Origin of the sequence: Planobispora rosea, from assembly GCF_014648175.1 — a bacterium.
Classification (GTDB): Bacteria; Actinomycetota; Actinomycetes; order Streptosporangiales; family Streptosporangiaceae; genus Planobispora; species Planobispora rosea.
Window position 1 is genome coordinate 1 of sequence record NZ_BMQP01000004.1, and the last position, 19,199, is coordinate 19,199.

Consider the following 19,199-nt stretch of genomic DNA (forward strand, 5'->3'; position numbering starts at 1 on the left):
GGGATGAGCGTGGCGGCCTGGGGACCGCTCGCCGGCGGCGTGCTGTCGGGGAAGTTCACCGGCCCGCAGGCGCCGGATACGCGCACCCGGGTCGATCCGTCCTCCCTCACTCCTCGCGATCACACGGTCGCGCGCGCCGTCCGGCGGGTGGCGGACGAGCTGGGCGCCACCCCCTCCCAGGTGGCGATCGCCTGGACCCGTGCCCGCTTCGCCGCCGTCCACCCCATCGTCGGGGCGAGGGACGTCGAGCAGCTCAGGGACAACCTGGGCGCGATCGACGTCGTCCTGCCCGAGGAGGCGGTCCGGCGGCTGGAGGCGGCGGCGGAGTTCGAGCTGGGGTTCCCCGGCGACTTCATCGCCGAGTGCGAGGCCGACCCGCGGGTGTTCGGCGAGGCGGCCGGGAGGGTCGGCCGGCCGGAGGGCGGCCCCGGCCGTCCGTAGGGGCCTGTACGGCGTGCTCGCCGTAGACCCCGGCCCGTAGGACCCCCCCTGATCCCGGAAGAGCCCTGCGAAGCTCTCCGGGCATCTCAGCGGCTGCCACGGCGCCTTTCCGGGCGTCCGAACCCGGGCCCCTCCCCGAGCCGGGGCCCTCCGCCGGGCCCCTCCCGTCAGGCTCCGGACTGGCGCGAGCCGTACGGGAACGTCCTGTACGGCTCGCGCGCCGGGATCGCCGGGCCCGGCGCCCGCTACCTCTTCTGCGCCTGCTTCTTCTCGCGGATCTTCATCGTGACCTCGAGCGGGGACCCGGCGAAGCCGAACTCCTCGCGGATGCGCCGCTCGATGAAGCGGCGGTAGGTCTCCTCCAGGAAGCCCGAAGTGAACAGCACGAACTTCGGCGGCTCCGTCGCCGCCTGGGTGGCGAAGAGGATCTTGGGCTGCTTGCCGCCGCGGACCGGCGGCGGGGTCGCCGCGACCAGCTCGGTGAGGAAGGCGTTGAGACGGGCCGTCGGCACGCGGGTGGACCAGGACTCCAGCGCCTTCTCGATGGCCGGGACGAGCCGGTCGACGTGCCAGCCGGTCTTGGCGGAGATGTTGACCCGCAGCGCCCACGGCACGCGGACGAGCTGGCGGTCGATCTCCTTCTCCAGGTAGTAGCGGCGGTCCTCGTCGAGCAGGTCCCACTTGTTGAACGCCACGACCATGGCCCGGCCGGACTCGATCACCAGGGAGATGATCCGCAGGTCCTGCTCGGTCAGCACCTCGCTGGCGTCGATGAGCACGATCGCGACCTCCGAGCGCTCCAGCGCTCCCCGCGTCCGCATGCTGGCGTAGAAGTCGGCGCCCTTGAGTTCGCGGTCGCGGCGGCGGATGCCCGCGGTGTCCACGAAGCGCCAGGTCTTCCCGCCGAGCTCGACCAGCTCGTCCACCGGGTCTCGGGTGGTGCCGGCCATCGGGTCGACGAGCACGCGCTCCTCGCCGACGAGCTGGTTCAGCAGCGAGGACTTGCCCACGTTGGGCTTGCCGAGCAGCGCCACCCGGCGGGGGCCCCGCTCGGCCCCGAAGCGCTGCGGCGGCGTCTCGGGCAGCTTGTCGAGCACCACGTCGAGCAGGTCGCCGCTGGAGCGGCCGTGCAGCGCGGACACCGGCTGGGGCTCGCCCAGGCCGAGCGACCACAGCGTGGCGGCCTCCAGCTCCATCTGCTGGTTGTCGACCTTGTTCGCGGCCAGGATGACCGGCTTGCCGGAGCCGCGCAGCACGTGGCCGACGATCTCGTCGGAGTCGGTCACGCCCACCGTGGCGTCCACCACGAACAGGATGACGTCGGCCAGCTCGGCCGCGATCTGCGCCTGCTCGGCGATCCGCAGGGCCATGCCGGTCGCGTCGGGGTCCCACCCTCCGGTGTCGACCACCGTGAACCGGCGCCCCCGCCAGGTGGCCTCGTAGGTCACCCGGTCCCGGGTCACGCCGGGCACGTCCTCCACGACCGCCTCGCGACGGCCGATGATCCTGTTGACCAGGGTGGACTTGCCCACGTTGGGGCGGCCCACCACGGCCACGACGGGCAGCGGACCGGAGTCCGGCGCCTCGTCCGATGAGCTGTCCTCGGTCCCCAGATCGGCGAGCTCAGCGTCGATCCAGCCGCGGTCGTCGTCGTATTCCCCAGTCACACTTTTTCCTTGATCACGCGTAGTACCTCGGCGATGACCTCGTCGAGGTTCAGCGGTGTGGTGTCCAGCTCGACGGCGTCGTCGGCCATCGCCAGCGGGTCGGTCTTCCGCGTCGAGTCCAGGGTGTCACGCCGGGCCATCGCGGCCTTCTGCGCCTCCACCGTGGTGCCGGTCAGCTCCGCCGTACGGCGGGCCGCCCGGGCGTCCGCGCTCGCCGTCAGGTAGATCTTGACCGGTGCGCCGGGGGCGACCACGGTCCCGATGTCACGGCCCTCGACGACGATGCCGCCCGTCCCGATGATCTCACGCTGCTCGGCGACGAGCCGGCGCCGCACCTCGGGCACCGCGCTCACCGCGGAGACCGCGGCGGTCACCTCGGCGGTCCGGATCGGCCCGGCGACGTCGGTGCCGTCCACGGCCACCGAGGGGGCGTCGGGGTCGGTGCCCATGGTGAGCACCGGCTCCGCCGCCCTGGCCGCGATGGCCGCCGGGTCGTCGAGGGCGATGCCCTGCCGGAGCACCCACCAGGTGATGGCCCGGTACATCGCCCCGGTGTCGAGATATCTCAGTCCCAGTGCCCGCGCCACCCCCCGCGACGCGCTCGACTTGCCCGACCCCGAAGGCCCGTCCATGGCGACGACCAGCCCGGTCACCGTGTTCATCTGGCTCGCTCCACTCGTAACCGCCCCGCGCCGCCGTGTCGCAGGCACCCGCCACGCGGTTCACCACCCGCTTGAGTTGTCCGTACGAGGCTACCGGGAGCGGGGGCGGAAGCGCGCATCGCGCACCGGGCGTCCCGCCGCGCGGCCCCGGGTCCCGGGGCCGCGCCTGTCAGGGGAGATGCCAGCCGTGCGCGCGCAGGGCCGCCGAGAGCGTGTCCGCCGCCTCCGGCTGCACGGACAGCTCGGCGGCGCCCAGCGGCAGGCCGGGGGCGTGCTCCAGGCGGACGTCCTCGATGTTGACCCCGGCCTCCTCGGCCACCTGGAACAGCCGGGCCAGCTCTCCGGGGCGGTCGCCGATGATGACCTGGACGGTCGCGTAGGTGCGGGCCGGGCCGCCGTGCTTGCCGGGGATCCGGCCGGTGCCCGCGACGCCCCGGCGCAGGAGCTCGGTGACCGTGCCCATCGCCGTACCGTCCTGCGCGTCGGGGCCGGGCGCCGGGGAGGACTCGTCGGGTACGGCGGAGGACTCGGCGGGCGCGGCGGAGGACTCGGCGAAGGCGCGCAGCGCGGCGGCCGCGGCGGCCAGGTCGGCCGCCACCGCCTCCAGGACCTCGGCCACCGGGGCCGCGTTGCCCGACAGAATCCCGGTCCACAGGTCCGGGTCGCCGGCCGCGATGCGGGTGACGTCGCGGACCCCCTGCCCGGCCAGTCCCAGCGCGGCGGCCGGAGCGTCGGCGAGCCGGGCGGCCACCGCGGAGGCGGCCACGTGCGGGGCGTGCGAGACGAGCGCGACCGCCCTATCGTGCTGTACGGCGTCCACCTCGACGGGCTCGCCGCCGCAGAGCTTGATCAGTCCGCGCAGGGCCTCCACCGCGTCGGGCGAGGTCCGCTCGGTCGGGCACAGGGCCCACGGCCGCCCGAGGAACAGGTCGGCGCGGGCCGCGGCGGGCCCGGAGCGCTCCCGGCCGGCGAGCGGGTGCCCGGCGGCGTAGGTGGCCAGGTCGCAGCCGAGGGCCTCGGCCCGCCGGATCGGGGCGGCCTTGACGCTGGCCACGTCGGTGTAGAAGCGGGCGGCCCCGGCGCGCTGAAGCCGGGCGAGCTGCTCGGCGACCAGGTCCGGCGGGACGGCGATGACCGCGAGGTCCACCGGCCGCCCCGGGTACCACTCGGCGCCCGCGTCGAGGTGGGCCGGGCGCCCGGGATTCCACTCGATGCCCGCGCCCAGCTCGCTGGCGAGCCGTACGGTCGCCGGGTCGCGGTCGGTCAGGTAGACGGTGACGCCCTGCTCGCGCAGGGCCAGGGCGACCGAGGTGCCGATCAGTCCCGTGCCGACGACGAGGACGCTCTCCAGACCGCTCACGCCGCCGCGTCCACGGATCGCTCGCTCCGCTCGCTCACGAGTGCCTCCTTGGGCGCGGGGAGGGAAGAAGGGACCACCGGGGCCGTGCGGGGACGCGGGGCGGTCACCGGGGCCACGGGACGACATGGGGAGGTCACTGGGCGATGTCCACGCGGAGGGCCACCGCGCCGCGCAGGTAGACGTGCTGGATCTCCTGACGGGGCCTGCCGGTCTCCACGTGGGCCATCAGCCGCACCACGCGGGGCAGCGCGCCCGGGACGTCGATCTCGGTGGCGCAGATGAGCGGCACGTCGTGGAAGCCGAGCTTGCGGGCGGCCAGCGCGGGGAACTCCGCGGTCAGGTCGGGCGTCGCCGTGAAGATCACGCTGATCACGTCGTCGGTGGTGAGGCCGTTGCGCTCCATCACCTCGCTGACCAGTTCGGTGACACCGGACAGGATGGCGTCCCGGTCGTTGCCGTCGACCTGGATCGCGCCGCGGATCGCCCGCACCATCGTCGCTCCTTCATACCGTTCACGCCGGATCGCCGGTGGGGCGATCCGGCGTGTCCCGGAGATCTGTGCTCTGCGTTTCCTGGATATTCCGGAAGCCTTCTACGTATTCCGGAAGGTTACATCCCGACGGCGGCGTACAGGTCGCCGACCTCCTTGACGGTCAGCGCACGGACGGTGCCCGGCTTGAGACGGCCCAGCTTGACCGGGCCGAACTCGATGCGGGCCAGGTCGATGACCGGGTGCCCGACCTCCTCCAGCATGCGCCGGACGATGTGCTTGCGGCCCTCGTGCAGGACGATCTCGACCAGCGACTGCTGCCCGTGTTCCTGGACCACCGTGAAGGAGTCGGCCTTGGCGATGCCGTCCTCCAGCTCGACGCCCTTCTTCAGGCGGCGCGCCACCTCCGGCTTGATCCGCCCGGGGACCTTCGCCCAGTACTTCTTCTGCACGCCGTAGCTCGGGTGGGTCAGCCGGTTGGCCAGCTCGCCGTCGTTGGTGAGCAGGATCAGGCCCTCGGTCTCGGTGTCGAGACGGCCCACGTGGAACAGGCGCTCGGTGCGGTCGGCCACGTAGTCGGCGAGGGACTGGCGGCCCTCCGGGTCGGACATGGTGCTGACGACGCCGATCGGCTTGTTGATGGCGAAGTAGACCAGGTCGGGCATCGTCGGCAGCCGCTTGCCGTCCACGTGGATGACCTGCTTGGCCGGGTCGACGCGGGCGCCGAAACGGCGGACCACCTGACCGTCGACCGTGACCCGGCCCTCACCGATCATCTCCTCGCAGGAGCGCCTGCTGGCCACACCCGCCTGGGCGAGGACCTTCTGCAGCCGGACGCCGCCCGGGACCTCGGTGGTGTCGCGCTCGTCGGCGTAGTCCCTGTCGTAGAAGTCGGAGTCCCGCAGGGGCTGGCGGGCGGTCTTGAAGCGGTCGTTCTCGATCGCTCCGGGCCTGCGCCCCGCCTTCGCCGCCGGGGCGCGGTCCGAGCCGGTACGGCCCCGGCCGCCGTACTGCCCGGCGCGCTTGCCGCCGATCGTCTGGATCTCGTCCCTGCGACCGGTCCGGCCGTAGCGGCTGCGGGAGCCGCCCCGCTCGCCCTGCCGGGGAGCGGCGGACCGGGAGTCGTCCCGGTCGCCGTAGCGCTCCGGACGGGACGACCCGGCGTACTCGTCACGGCGCCCGGACCGGAAGTCCCGGTCGTCACGTGAGCCGTGGCCGCCGCGCTCATCGCGGCGCTCGGAGCGGACACCACCCCGCTCGTCGCGGAAACCGCCACGGTCATCGCGGGAGCCGTACCCGCCGCGCTCGTCACGGCGCTCGGAGCGGAAGCCACCACGGTCATCGCGGAAACCGGCGCGCTCGTCGTCGCGCGCGGGCTTGCCGTACCGGCTCCGCGAGCCGCCGCGGTCATCGCGGGAGCCGTACCCGCCGCGCTCGTCACGACGCTCGGGGCGGAAACCGCCACGGTCATCGCGGGAGCCGTACCCGCCGCGCTCATCGCGGCGCTCGGGGCGGGCACCACCCCGCTCGTCGCGGAAACCGCCACGGTCATCGCGGGAGCCGTACCCGCCACGGTCATCGCGGGAGCCGTAGCCGCCACGGTCATCGCGGCGGCCGGAGCCGTACCCGCCGCGGTCGTCGCGGCGCTCGGAGCGGAAGCCGCGGCTGTCGGCACGGAACCCGCCGCTGGAGCCGCCGCCTCCGCGGGGGTCTCCACCGCGCGGGGCCCCGCCACGGCCTCGACCGCGTCCATCACCGGACGGGGTGCTACGCCTGTTGTTCACTGTCTGTGCTCCTCTAGGGTTTCCACGTCGTCGGGCAGGAAGGGGGCGAGTTCGGGAAGCTCGCTGAGATCCCGCAGGCCCATCCGCTCGAGAAAATATGAAGTCGTCCGGTAGAGCACGGCCTGGCTCTCCGGTTCGGTGCCGGCCTCCTCGACCAGCCCTCTGGCCACCAGCGTGCGCATGACGCCGTCGCTGTTGACCCCTCGGATGGCCGCCACCCGCGCCCGGCTCACGGGCTGCCGGTAGGCGACCACGGCCAGGGTCTCCAGGGCGGCCTGGGTGAGCCGCGCCTGCTGGCCGTCGCGGACGAACCGCTCCACAAGGGAGGCGCACTCGGCCCGCGTGTAGAACCGCCAGCCGCCCGCGACCTCTCTCAGATCGAAACCACGGCCCGCCGCGGTGTATTCCGCCGACAGCTCCCGCAGCGCCGCCGCGACCTCGTGCGTGGGCCGCTCCAGCACCTGGGCGAGCGTCACCTCGGCGACCGGCTCGTCCACGACGAGCAGGATCGCCTCCAGCCCGGCGCGCAGACCGGGCCCGGACGCCTCGAACACCTCCGGCGCACCGGGCACCGCGCCAGACGCCTCGGCCAGGCCGGGCGCGCCCGGCGCCGGTGGCGGATCGGACGCCTCGGCCGCCGCCTCAACCGTCGGCTCGGCCATCGGCGGGCTCCTTCCTCGCTGGGTCGTCGTAGTCGTCGGCCACGGCGATGTCCCCGTCGTCGCTGCCGGTCCAGGTCACGTGCAGTTCACCGAGCGGCTCGATCTGCTCGAAGGAGACCGCCGCCTCCCGGAAGAGCTCCAGGACGGCCAGGAACCGTGCGACGACTTCGAAGGTGCCGGCGCAGTCGGAGGTGAGGGCCCGGAAGGTCGCCCGGCGCAGCCGCCGCAACCGCTCGACAAGGATAACCGCCTGCTCCCGGACATTGGCGAGCGGTTGGTAGATGTGGGCGACGGAGACCTCGGGCGGGGCCTTGGGCGCGAAGGCGCGCTGGGCGATCTGGGCCAGGCGCTCGGGCCCGACGCCGAGCACCAGCTCGGGCAGGAGGTTGGCGAACCGGGCCTCCATCGGCACGGTCCTGGGGAAGCGCAGGGCCTCCTCGGCCATCCTGCCGGAGAAGACCTTGGCGACCTCCTTGTAGGCCCGGTACTGCAGGAGGCGGGCGAAGAGCAGGTCCCGCGCCTCCAGCAGGGCGAGGTCCTCCTCGTCGTCGACCTCGCCGGAGGGCAGCAGCCGGGCGGCCTTGAGGTCGAGCAGGGTCGCGGCGACGAGCAGGAAGTGGCTCGTCTGGTCCAGGTCCCACTCCGGTCCCCTGGCCCGGATGTAGGCGATGAACTCGTCGGTGACCTGGCTGAGCGAGACCTCGGTGATGTCCAGCTTGTGTTTGGAGATCAGGCCGAGCAGCAGGTCGAAGGGGCCCTCGAAGACCTCCAGGCGCACCCTGAAGGTGCCGTCATCGGTCACCTGCGGCTGCTCGGTCATCCCGCCATTGTCCCGCACCCGGCGACGGAGCCGGTCGTTCCTTTCCGGGGCACGGGCTCACGACCGGTCCGTCCCGGGACGGGGCCACCCCGTTCCGGGGCGCGGGAGCGCGATCGTTTCGCCGGGCGCGGTTACTTCTCCGCGTCCCACCGGGCGAGGACCTCACGCGCCAGTTCCCGGTAGGCGCTCGCACCGAGCGAGGACGGGTCGAAGCTGGTGATGGGCTCACCGGCCACGGTGGCGTCGGGGAAGCGGACCGTACGGTTGATCACCGTGTGGTAGACCTTGTCGTCGAAGGCCTCGACCACCCGGGCCAGCACCTCGCGGCCGTGCAGGGTGCGCGCGTCGTACATCGTGGCGAGCAGGCCCTCGATCACCAGCTCGTCGTTGATGCGCTCCTGGACCTTCGTGATGGTGTCCATCAGCAGCGCGACGCCGCGCAGCGCGAAGAACTCGCACTCCAGCGGAATCATGACGCCGTGCGCGCAGGCCAGGGCGTTGATCGTGAGCAGGCCCAGGGAGGGCTGGCAGTCGATCAGGCACACGTCGTACTCGGGCAGGAGAGGCTTGATCACCCGGCCGAGCACCTGCTCGCGGGCGACCTCCGTGACGAGCTGGACCTCGGCGGCGGACAGGTCGATGTTGCTGGGCAGCAGGTCCATGTTCTCGACGCCGGTCTCCAGCAGCACCTCCTCGGCGGTGACCTGGCGGTCCATGAGGAGGTTGTAGACCGTCAGGTCCAGCTGGAGCGGGTTGATCCCCAGGCCCACCGAGAGGGCTCCCTGCGGGTCGAAGTCGACCAGCAGCACCTTCAGCCCGGCCTCGGCCAGCGCCGCGCCCAGGTTGATGGTGGTGGTCGTCTTCCCGACGCCGCCCTTCTGGTTGACCATGGCGACGACGCGGGACGGTCCGTGGACCGTCCGCGGGCGCGGGTCGGGAAACACCGGCCGGGGTCGCCCGGTCGGCCCCAGGGTCCCCCCTGCGCGGGGGGTCCCGGAGGTCTTTGTGTCCCCCCAGGGGTTCTCGGGGTTTCCCGAGTTCGTTTCCCGGATAGAACCGTCGGCGGTCACAGTCACCAGTCGAACCTCCCTGACGGTCTCGAACCGGACCGTCCGGACGGACACTACGACGACAACACGTATGCGGCAAGGCGGCACGCCCTGCCGCATCGGCAGTCAGCGCCGCCCGCGCGGATGCGCCGCGGCGTATATCTCACGGAGCCTGTCGGCCGCGGCCGGGGTGGACACCTGTCCGGTGATCACCGAGGCATGACCGAGCAGCTCCTGCACTACCCTAACGTCCGCGCCGCCGTCCAGGAGGTGCGTTGCGAACGAATGCCGCAACATGTGCGGCGAGACACCCGCCAACCCGGCGCGCTCGGCGGCGGCCTGGAGCACCTCCCAGGCGCCCTGGCGGGTGAGCCGGCCGCCGCGCGCGTTGAGGAACAGCCCCGGGGTGGCGCCCCGGCCGTGCGCGGCGATGTCCGGGCGGGCCCGGGTGAGGTAGGCCTCCAGCGCGTCCCCGGCGAGCCGCCCGAGCGGCACCGCCCGCGCCTGCCCGCCCTTGCCGCTCAGCCTGACCTGCCGGGTCCCCGGGTCGAGGTCGACGTCGTCCACGGCCAGGCCGACGGCCTCGGAGATGCGGGCGCCGGTCCCGTACAGCAGTTCCAGCAGCGCCCGGTTGCGCAGCGTGAGCGGCGCCCCGTCGGGACCGGCCGCGGCGATCAGGCGCTCGACCTCCTCGACGCCGATCGCCCTGGGAGCCCTCCGGAGCTGGCGCGGCGGGCGGACCCGGCGGGCCGGGTCGTGCCCGGAGACGCCCTCGCGCAGCGCGAAGCGGTGCAGGCCGCGCACCGCGGAGACGGCCCGCGCCGCCGAGCTGGCGACGAGGGCCCGGTGGGTCTCGTCGCCTTCGCGCAGCGCGGCCAGGAAGGCCGTGACGTCGGCCTCGGCGATCTCACGGAAGGTGACGCGGCCGCGGTTCTTCAGGTGCTCCACGTAGCGCACGAGGTCGCGCCGGTAGGAGGCCAGGGTGTTGGCGGCCAGGCCCCGCTCCCCCGCCAGGTGGGCGAGGTAGCTGGAGAGCACGGCCTCCGTCTCGCTCAGGATGTCCTCCCGTCATGCCTCCGGTGCGTCGGCGGGCCGCAACGAGGCGAAACCGTCCGCCGAGGCGGCGTATGCGGCGAGGATACCGGCCACAGCCTGGGAATTGTGGATCATTCCCCCCAGGGCGCGTCGAACCGCTTCGGCCAGCGGAATCCACACCGCCGGCATGTCGGCCTCCTCGTGCCTGCGCACGAAGTCGAGCTCATCGGCGGGGAGCGGGCTGACGTCCCGGGCGAGGAAGATCCTGGTCCGCTCGTCCGACATGCCGGGCGAGGTGAAGGCGTCGACCAGGACGTTCCAGGTCCCGGCCCGGTAGCCCGCCTCCTCGGCCAGTTCGCGGGCGGCGTTGACGTGCAGCGGCTCGCCGTCGACGTCCCGCAGCCCGGCGGGCAGCTCCCACAGCAGGTGGCGGGCCGGGTGGCGGTACTGCCGGATCAGCAGCACCCGCTCCCGCTCGTCCATCGCGACCACGGCCACCGAACCGAGGTGGGTCACGTAGTCGCGGTCGACGACCTCACCGTCGGGCATGACGACCGCGTCGGTGACGCCCGTGATGACCCGGGCCCTGAAGTGCTCGGTGGTGGAGACCACCTTCCACTCCTCGGGGACGTCCTCGACGTCCCAGTCGCCGGCCTGCCCCTCCCCGGTCTTCCAGTCGTCCCCGGTCATGCCCCCGCCTCCGGTCGCGTCCCTCACTTGCCCCGCCCGGCCTTGACCACGGCGCCGCGGGCGTCGGCGTAGGAGAGGGCGGCGCCGATGAGACCCTTGAACAGGGGGTGCGAGCGGGTCGGCCGGGAGCGGAACTCCGGGTGCGCCTGGGTGCCGATGAAGAACGGGTGGACGTCGACGGGCAGCTCGGCGTACTCCACCAGGCGGCCGTCGGGCGACAGGCCGGAGAAGACCATGCCGACCTTCTCCAGCTGCTCGCGGTAGGAGTTGTTGACCTCGTAGCGGTGGCGGTGGCGCTCGTCCACCTTCGCCTTGCCGTACAGCTGGCGCGCGAGGGAGCCCTCGGCGAGCTTGGCGGGGTACAGGCCCAGGCGCATGGTGCCGCCCATGTCGCGCTCGCCGGAGACCACGTCCTCCTGGTCGGCCATGGTGGAGATGACCGGGTGGGTGGTCTCGGGGTCGAACTCGGTGCTGCCGGCGTCCTCGATGCCCGCCAGGTTGCGGGCGGCCTCGATGACCATGCACTGCATGCCGAGGCAGAGACCGAGCAGGGGAACGCGGTTCTCCCGGGCGTGGCGGACCGCGCCGAGCTTGCCCTCGATGCCGCGCACGCCGAAGCCGCCGGGGATGACCACGCCGTCGACGCCGTCCAGTTCGCGCTCGGCGCCCTCGGGGGTCTCGCAGTCGTCGCTCTTGACCCAGCGGATGTTGACGCGGGCGTCGTTGGCGAAGCCTCCGGCGCGCATCGCCTCGGTGACCGACAGGTAGGCGTCGGGCAGGTCGATGTACTTGCCGACGAGCGCGATGGTGACCTCCTTGGCCGGGTGGTGCACCCGGCGCAGGAGCTGCTCCCACTCCTTCCAGACCACGTCGCGGAAGGGCAGGCCCAGGCGGCGCACGACGTAGGCGTCCAGGCCCTCGGAGTGCAGCACCTTGGGGATGTCGTAGATGCTCGCCGCGTCGACGGCGGAGACCACGGCGTCCTCGTCCACGTCGCACATCAGGCTGATCTTGCGTTTGATCGCGCTGGTGACCGGGCGGTCGGAGCGCAGCACGATCGCGTCGGGCTGGATACCGATGTTGCGCAGCGCGGCGACCGAGTGCTGGGTCGGCTTGGTCTTCAGCTCCCCGCTCGGCCCGATGTACGGCAGCAGCGAGACGTGCAGGAAGAACACGTTGTCCCGGCCGACCTCGTGGCGGACCTGGCGCACGGCCTCCAGGAAGGGCAGCGACTCGATGTCGCCGACGGTGCCGCCGACCTCGGTGATGACCACGTCGACGTCGGGGCCGGCCATGGACCGGATGCGGTCCTTGATCTCGTTGGTGATGTGCGGGATGACCTGCACGGTGTCACCGAGGTATTCGCCGCGGCGCTCCTTGGCGATGACGTTGGAGTAGACCTGGCCGGTGGTCACGTTGGCCGAGCCGTGCAGCTCGGTGTCCAGGAAGCGCTCGTAGTGGCCGACGTCGAGGTCGGTCTCGGCCCCGTCGTCGGTGACGAAGACCTCGCCGTGCTGGAACGGGTTCATCGTCCCGGGGTCGACGTTGAGGTAGGGGTCGAGCTTCTGCATGGTGACCCGGAGGCCACGCAGCTTGAGGAGCCGTCCCAGGCTGGAGGCCGTCAGTCCCTTGCCGAGACTGGAGGCGACGCCGCCGGTGACGAACAGATGCTTGGTGTGTGCGGCGCTGCGCAAGGAGTCTCCCGTGGTCGTGACAGATCGTCGGAACCGCTCTGATGAGCGGCCTACAGGTCCACGGGCTCTCAGAATATCAAACCCTGTTCGCGAGACGCCCGTACGCCCCCTGCTTTCCCACCACGTCTCCGGGCATGTACCGGCCGGAGAGCCGGCTCGCCGGGCCACCGCGCCCCATGTGCCGCCTGCTTTCCTCCACGCCCACGTCGCCCCACGTTCTCCCGGCAGATGACCAAGCGGTAACTTTGGCTCTTATGTCGCTTCGTGGCGTGGTACGGCGTGCCGCCGGCACCCTCATTCACCGTGGCTGGAACGCGATCCGCGCGGCCGGCACGGTCAGCCCGGCCAACCCCGCCGGCTACCGCTTCCGCCGCCTCGGCGAGGGCGTCTGCATCGCGTTCCCCGTCGGCGCCATCTTCGGCGAGGCCTGGATCGAGATCGGTGAGCACACCCTCGTGGGCGAGCGCGTCTCCATTTCCGCGGGCATGGGACCGGGGGTGGACCTCGGCCCGGACCCGATCGTGCGGATCGGCCGGAGCTGCTCGATCGGACGGGGCAGTCACATCGTCGGCCACCAGTCGATCGACATCGGCGACCACGTGTTCACCGGGCCGTACGTCTACATCACCGACCAGAACCACGTCTACGACGATCCCGAGACGCCGATCGGCCGGCAGTGGCCGCGCAACAGGCCTGTCTCGATCGGCTCGGGCTCGTGGCTGGGCACCGGCGCGATCATCCTGCCGGGTACCCGGATCGGCCGCCAGTGCGTGGTGGCGGGCGGGGCCGTGGTCCGCGGCGAGTTCCCCGACCACAGCGTGATCGCGGGCATCCCCGCCAGGGTCGTCCGCCGCTACACCCCCGGTGAGGGCTGGCAGCCGCCCCAGCTGAACGGCGCCCGCCCCGCTTTCACCGAGCCCTCCCCCGCGGAGACCGCCCCGGCGCTCGACCCGGCCTGACCGGCCCGTCCCCTATCAGCCTGTCCCGCACGGCCCGTCCTGAGCGGTCTGTCCTGAGCGGCGGTCTGCCCTGAGCGGTCTGTCCTGAGCGGTCTGTCCCGGGCAGAGCGCCCCGAGTGGACCGGCATTCCGGGAGACCCTGGACCGAACATCATTCTGGAATTACGGTCACGGCATGCGGACCACGATCTGTGAGATGTTCGGCGTCGACTTCCCGATCTTCGCCTTCAGCCACTGCCGCGACGTGGTCGCCGCGGTGACCAACGCGGGCGGCTTCGGCGTCCTGGGCGCCGTCGCCTACTCCCCCGAGCAGCTCGACACCGAGCTGACCTGGATCGACGAGCGGGTCGGCGGCAGGCCGTACGGCGTGGACGTGCTCGTGCCCGGCAGGATCGACTCCTCGGTCACCGACCTGGGCACCCGCCTGGCCGACGCCATCCCCCAGCGGCACCGCGACTTCGTGACCCATCTGTTCGGCAAGTACGGCCTGGACGCCCGGGAGCCGCTGCCCGTCTCGCTGTCCGCCTACGCCGACGAGGTGGGGCGGCGGGTGACGGCCGAGGGCGCGGGCGGGCTCATCGACGTGGCGCTGAGACACCCGATCCGTCTGATCGCCAGCGCGCTCGGCCCGCCGCCGCCCGAGATGGCGGACAAGGCCAGGGCCGCCGGGGTCCCGGTCGCCGCCCTGGTCGGGACCGTCGAACACGCGCGCCGCCAGGTGGCCGCCGGGGTCGACGTGGTCGTGGCCCAGGGAACGGAGGCGGGCGGGCACACCGGCGAGATCTCCACCATGGTCCTGGTCCCCCAGGTGGTCGACGCGGTGGACGTCCCGGTGCTGGCGGCGGGCGGGATCGCGGACGGCCGCCAGATGGCGGCGGCGCTGGCGCTGGGGGCCGAGGGGGTGTGGTGCGGCTCGGTCTGGCTGACCACCGAGGAGGCCGAGACGCCGCCCTCCGTCAGGGACAAGATGTTGTCCGCCGCCTCCTCCGACACCGTGCGGTCCCGCTGCCGGACCGGCAAGCCCGCCCGGCAGCTGAGGTCCGCCTGGACCCAGGAGTGGGACGAGGCGCCGGAGAGTCCGGGAGCGCTGCCGATGCCGCTGCAGCTGCTGCTCGCCGAGGGCGCCATGGCCGGGATCAACCGCGCGGCCGAGCGGGGCGACCCGGGCGCGCGCGAACTCGCCGGATACTTCGTGGGCCAGGTCGTCGGCCAGCTGAACCAGGTGAAGCCCGCCCGGCGGGTCGTCCACGACATGATCGAGGAGTTCGCCTCCGCCGTCGCCCGCATGCGCGCCGTCACCCATGACGACGCACCCGCCGTACCCGGCGGGATCTCTTTCCCTCCGGAAGACGTTGAAGGGAGAGAGACGACGGAGGTGTGATGCTCGCGGCACTGACCGGCCTGGGCCTTTCCACCGCGGCCGGGCTGAACGCCTACATCCCGCTGCTGGTGGTGGGCCTGCTGGCCAACACGACCGATCAGGTACGGCTGCCCGAGGAGTTCGCCTGGCTGGCCAACGGCTGGGTGCTGGGGATCATCGGCGTACTGCTCCTGGCCGAGATCGTGCTCGACAAGGTCCCGGTGGTCGACAGCGTCAACGACATGATCCAGACGGTGGTCCGCCCGGCCTCCGGCGGCGTGGTGTTCAGCGCCACCGAGGCCGCGGCCCGGCTCGACGGGTCGGCCTGGATGGCCGAGCACCCCTGGGTGGGCTGGGTGCTGGGGATCGGGGTCGCGCTGGCCGTCCACGTGATGAAGACCACCGCCCGGCCCGTGGTGAACGCCTCGACCGCCGGAGTGGGTGCGCCGGTGGTGAGCACGGTGGAGGACGCCGGCTCGCTCGGCATCAGCCTGGTGGCGATCTTCCTGCCGGTCCTGGTCCTCGTGATCGTGATCGGGCTGGCCCTGCTCGCCTGGTGGGTGGTACGGAAGGTACGGCGCCGCCGCCGGGCGCGGGACCGCGGCGGAGCGCGCTCCGGCTGATCCGCGACCGCCCGCCGCGGACCGCGGGCGGTCTCCGGCAGGCTCTCGGCGGCCCCTCAGCGGGCTCTCGGCGGCCGCACAGAAATGAACCGCCCATGGGCGGGAAACCGTCATCAAACGTCCGGAAACCACGTGCAGGCGGGCACGCGGGATATGCTCGAAGGACCTCGAACGACCCCCACCGGGAGGTGGCTCCGATCGGCACTTTCCTCACCATCATCCTGGTGATCCTGCTGTTCCTCCTCATCCTTGGAGGAGCCGGGATCTACCTGCTGGCCAAGGTGGGCAAGAAGGCCACGAAGAAGGCCCGGAAGGTGACGTCCCGGGTGGTCTCCCACGTGGCCGCGATGGACCCCGGTGACGCGGGTGAGGCCGAGCGCATGCGGCTGGACCTGCGTCGCGAGGTCTCCATCACCCGCCAGGCCGTGGACCAGGCCCTCCGGGACGGCTGGGGCCTGGGCGAGCTGCCCCAGCTGGTGGGCGAGATCGCCATGCACGCCAACCAGCTCGACGACCAGCTCAGCCGCTACGCCCAGCAGAGCCGCGTGTCCCCCTACGTCGACCACGCCACGCTCGCCCGCCTGCGCGACCAGCAGGCCAAGCTGACCACGGCCTGCGCGCGCATCCGCGCCGACCTGATGAACGACCAGATGGCGCACACGGCCAGCGGCATCGACGCGATCCAGAGCCGCACCGACCTGGAGATCGAGGCCCGTCGCCAGGCCCCGATCCCCGACCCCCTGGACCAGATCGACGAGCTCTACAACCGCACGATGATCGACCGCGCCCGCCCGGAAGAGCCCCGCTGACGATCACTGGCTGTGCCGTGACGGGTACAGCCAGTCTGTCCCGGTCCGGGTGTCAGATACCTCTGGCGGATCGAGCAAGAAGATGAACGACCGGTCGCCCCTACCTTCGAGCTGGAACCGTCCGTGAAGGCCTACGTCCCCACCGGGATCCACCGCGGGCGGCTCCGGACGCACGTCGGCTTCGACGTGGACATCGATCTGGATCTCAGCGAGTTCATCCGCGGCTGAGCGCGTCGTAGGTCTCCGCCAGCTCCTCGTAGGTCGCACCGGCGTTGATCTTCGCGCGCATGGTCTGCGCCTGCGCCGTGGTCGGCAGGAAACCCTCCAGCAGGAACGGCAGGCCCGAACGCCAGCCGAGCACCGCGCCGGGTGACTGCCGGTGCGCGGCGCGGACCACGGAGACGCCGACCCGGATCGCGTGCTCGTTGCCCGGCGGAACGCCCGGCCGGTCGGTCTCGATCGCCGAGTAGCGGAATCCGTCGGCCAGGTCGCAGGGCGGGCATCCACGGGGACCCCGCCCCAGCCGCGAACCGCACTCGGCGCACGCCAGCCGGTCCAGGGCGGCGTCCACGACCCGCCAGTCATGCCGGGAGGGCTCGTCCGCGACCATCTCGGCGATCGCCGTCTCATCCGCCCCGGACGGGTCCGCCGTACCGAACTCGCGTCGCAGGAACGCGCGCCAGCCCTCCTCGACGAGGGCATCGACCAGGGCCAGGCAGCGGGCGCAGCCGGGAGCCCCGCCGTACTCCCGGCACCCGCACTCGGCGCATCTCCGCATCCCGTCCTCGTTCCCCCAGCCCGCCAGCCCGCCAGCCCGCCAGCCCGCCAGCCGCGACCATATCCGCCCGTGCGGGTCGTGGGCGATCGATTTTGATCGCCCACGGCGCCGCCCGGTCCGGGAGAGCGGCGCCGCGGATCAGGCCGGACCGAGGGTCAGGTGACCCCGGCCTCGCGCATGTCGCGGACCTCGCGCTTGAGCTCCTTGATCTCGTCGCGGAGACGGGCGGCGACCTCGAACTGGAGATCCGCCGCGGCCTGGTGCATCTGCTCGGTGAGCGACTCGACCAGCGACTCCAGCTGGGCGCGGGGCATCTCACCGGCGATCGCCTTGGCGTGCTGCCCGGCCTGTTTGACCGCGAAGCCGGGCACCGGGGCCTTGCCGCGCGACTGCTGGCGGCCGCTGCCGCCGAGGAGCTGGGCGGTGTCGGCGTCCTCGCGGGTGAGCGAGTCGAGGATGTCGGCGATCTTCTTGCGGAGCGGCTGCGGGTCGATGCCGTGGGCCTCGTTGTAGGCCTGCTGCTTGGCCCGGCGCCGGTTGGTCTCCTCGATCGCCCGCTCCATGGAGGGGGTGATCCGGTCGGCGTACATGTGCACCTGGCCGGAGACGTTACGGGCGGCGCGGCCGATGGTCTGGATCAGTGACGTCTCCGAACGGAGGAAACCCTCCTTGTCGGCGTCGAGGATGGCGACCAGCGACACCTCGGGCAGGTCCAGGCCCTCCCGGAGCAGGTTGATGCCGACGAGCACGTCGAACTCACCGCTGCGCAGCTCGCGCAGGAGCTCGATGCGGCGCAGCGTGTCGACCTCGCTGTGCAGGTAGCGCACCCGGATGCCGAGTTCCAGCAGGTAGTCGGTGAGGTCCTCGGCCATCTTCTTGGTCAGCGTGGTGACCAGGACCCGCTCGTCCTTCTCGGTGCGGCTGCGGATCTCGTGGACCAGGTCGTCGATCTGGGACGTGGTCGGCTTGACGACGACCTCGGGGTCGACCAGGCCGGTCGGGCGGATGACCTGCTCGACCACCTCGCCCTTGACCCGGCCCAGCTCGTACGGGCCCGGGGTGGCGGACAGGTAGACGGTCTGGCCGATCCGGTCCAGGAACTCCTCCCACTTCAGCGGGCGGTTGTCCAGCGCCGAGGGCAGGCGGAAGCCGTGGTCGACCAGGGTGCGCTTGCGGGAGGCGTCGCCCTCGTACATCGCGCCGATCTGCGGGACGGTCTGGTGGGACTCGTCCAGGACCAGCAGGAAGTCCTCGGGGAAGTAGTCGAGCAGGGTGTTGGGCGCGCTGCCGGCGGGGCGGCCGTCCATGTGGCGCGAGTAGTTCTCGATGCCGGAGCACGTGCCGATCTGGTGCATCATCTCCAGGTCGTAGGTGGTGCGCATGCGCAGCCGCTGGGCCTCCAGCAGCTTGCCCTGCCGTTCCAGCTCCTCCAGCCGCTCGGCCAGCTCGGCCTCGATGCTCCGGATGGCCCCGGCCATCCGCTCCGGACCGGCGACGTAGTGGGAGGCCGGGAAGATGTAGAGCTCCTCGTCCTCCGTGATGACCTCTCCGGTCAGCGGGTGCATGGTGGAGAGCTTCTCGATCTCGTCGCCGAACATCTCGATCCGGACGGCGAGTTCCTCGTACTTCGGGATGATCTCGATGGTGTCGCCGCGCACCCGGAACGTGCCGCGGGTGAAGGCGAGGTCGTTGCGGGTGTACTGCATGTCGACGAGGCGGCGCAGCAGCTGGTCGCGCTCGACCTCCATGCCGACCTTGACCCGGGTCATGCGGTCGACGTACTCCTGCGGGGTGCCCAGGCCGTAGATGCACGAGACCGAGGCGACCACGATCGTGTCACGGCGGGTGAGCAGGGAGTTGGTCGCCGAGTGCCGCAACCGCTCGACCTCGTCGTTGATCGAGGAATCCTTCTCGATGTAGGTGTCGCTCTGCGGGACGTACGCCTCGGGCTGGTAGTAGTCGTAGTAGGAGACGAAGTACTCGACCGCGTTGTTGGGCATCATCTCGCGCAGCTCGTTGGCGAACTGCGCGGCGAGCGTCTTGTTGGGCTGCATGACCAGCGTGGGACGCTGCAGCCGCTCGATCAGCCAGGCCACCGTCGCGGTCTTGCCCGTACCCGTGGCGCCGAGCAGGACGTTGTCCTTCTCCCCCGCCCTGACGCGCCGCTCCAGCTCGGCGATCGCGGCGGGCTGGTCGCCCGACGGAGTCATGTCCGTGATGACCTCGAAGGGGGCCACCTTACGCTGCAAATCTGTTACCGGCCTCACCTGTCCCACTGTAGGCGGAAGGGCCGACAATCCTTATTCAACTGTTCGG

At 72.0% G+C, this 19,199-nt stretch carries 18 protein-coding genes; 5 read left to right on the forward strand and 13 right to left on the reverse strand.

Annotated elements, in window-relative coordinates:
• On the forward strand, window positions 1-441 hold a 441-nt coding region (locus IEZ08_RS04750; RefSeq protein ID WP_189241746.1), incomplete at its 5' end, for an aldo/keto reductase.
• A gap of 245 nt (window positions 442-686) precedes the next feature.
• Here IEZ08_RS04750 and der read toward each other — a convergent pair.
• The 11 genes from der to pyrG form a co-directional block, all read right to left on the reverse strand.
• Window positions 687-2,054: a ribosome biogenesis GTPase Der gene (gene der / locus IEZ08_RS04755; protein WP_229802947.1), complete on the reverse strand. Its 1,368-nt coding sequence runs from the start codon at window positions 2,052-2,054 to the stop codon at window positions 687-689.
• Between the two features lie 50 nt (window positions 2,055-2,104).
• Window positions 2,105-2,770 carry a (d)CMP kinase gene (gene cmk, locus IEZ08_RS04760; RefSeq protein WP_068922795.1) on the reverse strand — a complete coding sequence of 222 codons (666 nt, stop codon included), beginning with the start codon at window positions 2,768-2,770 and terminating at the stop codon, window positions 2,105-2,107.
• 169 nt (window positions 2,771-2,939) lie between these two features.
• Complete coding sequence (locus IEZ08_RS04765; protein WP_229802920.1) at window positions 2,940-4,130, reverse strand: prephenate dehydrogenase; 1,191 nt, start codon at window positions 4,128-4,130, stop codon at window positions 2,940-2,942.
• 133 nt (window positions 4,131-4,263) lie between these two features.
• Window positions 4,264-4,623 carry a chorismate mutase gene (gene aroH, locus IEZ08_RS04770; RefSeq protein ID WP_068922794.1) on the reverse strand — a complete coding sequence of 120 codons (360 nt, stop codon included), beginning with the start codon at window positions 4,621-4,623 and terminating at the stop codon, window positions 4,264-4,266.
• Window positions 4,624-4,739: 116 nt separating this feature from the next.
• On the reverse strand, window positions 4,740-6,404 hold the full coding sequence (locus IEZ08_RS04775) for a pseudouridine synthase (RefSeq protein ID WP_189241747.1): 1,665 nt from the start codon (window positions 6,402-6,404) through the stop codon (window positions 4,740-4,742).
• Window positions 6,401-7,066 (reverse strand): SMC-Scp complex subunit ScpB, encoded by a 666-nt coding sequence (gene scpB / locus IEZ08_RS04780; protein WP_084779955.1) that lies wholly within the window; start codon window positions 7,064-7,066, stop codon window positions 6,401-6,403. The genes IEZ08_RS04775 and scpB overlap by 4 nt, the downstream gene beginning before the upstream one ends.
• Window positions 7,047-7,886, reverse strand: coding sequence for a segregation and condensation protein A (locus IEZ08_RS04785; RefSeq protein ID WP_189241748.1), 840 nt, complete (start codon window positions 7,884-7,886; stop codon window positions 7,047-7,049). Before IEZ08_RS04785 ends, scpB begins: the two co-directional genes overlap by 20 nt.
• Window positions 7,887-8,017: 131 nt before the next feature.
• Window positions 8,018-8,962 carry a ParA family protein gene (locus IEZ08_RS04790; RefSeq protein ID WP_068928644.1) on the reverse strand — a complete coding sequence of 315 codons (945 nt, stop codon included), beginning with the start codon at window positions 8,960-8,962 and terminating at the stop codon, window positions 8,018-8,020.
• A 99-nt stretch (window positions 8,963-9,061) separates the two neighbouring features.
• Entirely contained in the window at window positions 9,062-9,973 is a 912-nt protein-coding gene (locus tag IEZ08_RS04795; RefSeq protein WP_229802921.1) for a site-specific tyrosine recombinase XerD, read from the reverse strand.
• A 30-nt stretch (window positions 9,974-10,003) separates the two neighbouring features.
• Window positions 10,004-10,660 carry an NUDIX domain-containing protein gene (locus IEZ08_RS04800; RefSeq protein ID WP_068922791.1) on the reverse strand — a complete coding sequence of 219 codons (657 nt, stop codon included), beginning with the start codon at window positions 10,658-10,660 and terminating at the stop codon, window positions 10,004-10,006.
• A 23-nt stretch (window positions 10,661-10,683) separates the two neighbouring features.
• Window positions 10,684-12,354: a CTP synthase gene (gene pyrG, locus IEZ08_RS04805; protein ID WP_068922790.1), complete on the reverse strand. Its 1,671-nt coding sequence runs from the start codon at window positions 12,352-12,354 to the stop codon at window positions 10,684-10,686.
• 254 nt (window positions 12,355-12,608) lie between these two features.
• Between pyrG and IEZ08_RS04810 the strand changes: the two genes are divergently transcribed.
• The 4 genes from IEZ08_RS04810 to IEZ08_RS04825 all read left to right on the forward strand — a co-directional run bounded on the left by IEZ08_RS04810 (window position 12,609) and on the right by IEZ08_RS04825 (window position 16,105).
• Window positions 12,609-13,313, forward strand: a complete 705-nt coding sequence (locus IEZ08_RS04810; RefSeq protein WP_084779953.1) for an acyltransferase — start codon at window positions 12,609-12,611, stop codon at window positions 13,311-13,313.
• A 175-nt stretch (window positions 13,314-13,488) separates the two neighbouring features.
• On the forward strand, window positions 13,489-14,694 hold the full coding sequence (locus IEZ08_RS04815; RefSeq protein WP_189241749.1) for an NAD(P)H-dependent flavin oxidoreductase: 1,206 nt from the start codon (window positions 13,489-13,491) through the stop codon (window positions 14,692-14,694).
• The gene (locus IEZ08_RS04820; protein WP_068922789.1) at window positions 14,694-15,296 is read left to right on the forward strand and encodes a DUF4126 domain-containing protein; all 603 of its coding nucleotides are present in this window, start codon (window positions 14,694-14,696) and stop codon (window positions 15,294-15,296) included. Before IEZ08_RS04815 ends, IEZ08_RS04820 begins: the two co-directional genes overlap by 1 nt.
• Window positions 15,297-15,520: 224 nt before the next feature.
• Window positions 15,521-16,105 (forward strand): hypothetical protein, encoded by a 585-nt coding sequence (locus tag IEZ08_RS04825; RefSeq protein WP_229802922.1) that lies wholly within the window; start codon window positions 15,521-15,523, stop codon window positions 16,103-16,105.
• Window positions 16,106-16,319: 214 nt separating this feature from the next.
• Here IEZ08_RS04825 and IEZ08_RS04830 read toward each other — a convergent pair whose 3' ends face one another.
• Window positions 16,320-16,883: a hypothetical protein gene (locus IEZ08_RS04830; RefSeq protein ID WP_229802923.1), complete on the reverse strand. Its 564-nt coding sequence runs from the start codon at window positions 16,881-16,883 to the stop codon at window positions 16,320-16,322.
• Between the two features lie 155 nt (window positions 16,884-17,038).
• A complete protein-coding gene (uvrB, locus tag IEZ08_RS04835) occupies window positions 17,039-19,150 on the reverse strand; it encodes an excinuclease ABC subunit UvrB (protein ID WP_068922787.1) in 2,112 nt (703 codons plus the stop codon).
• Between the last annotated feature and the right edge of the window lie 49 nt (window positions 19,151-19,199).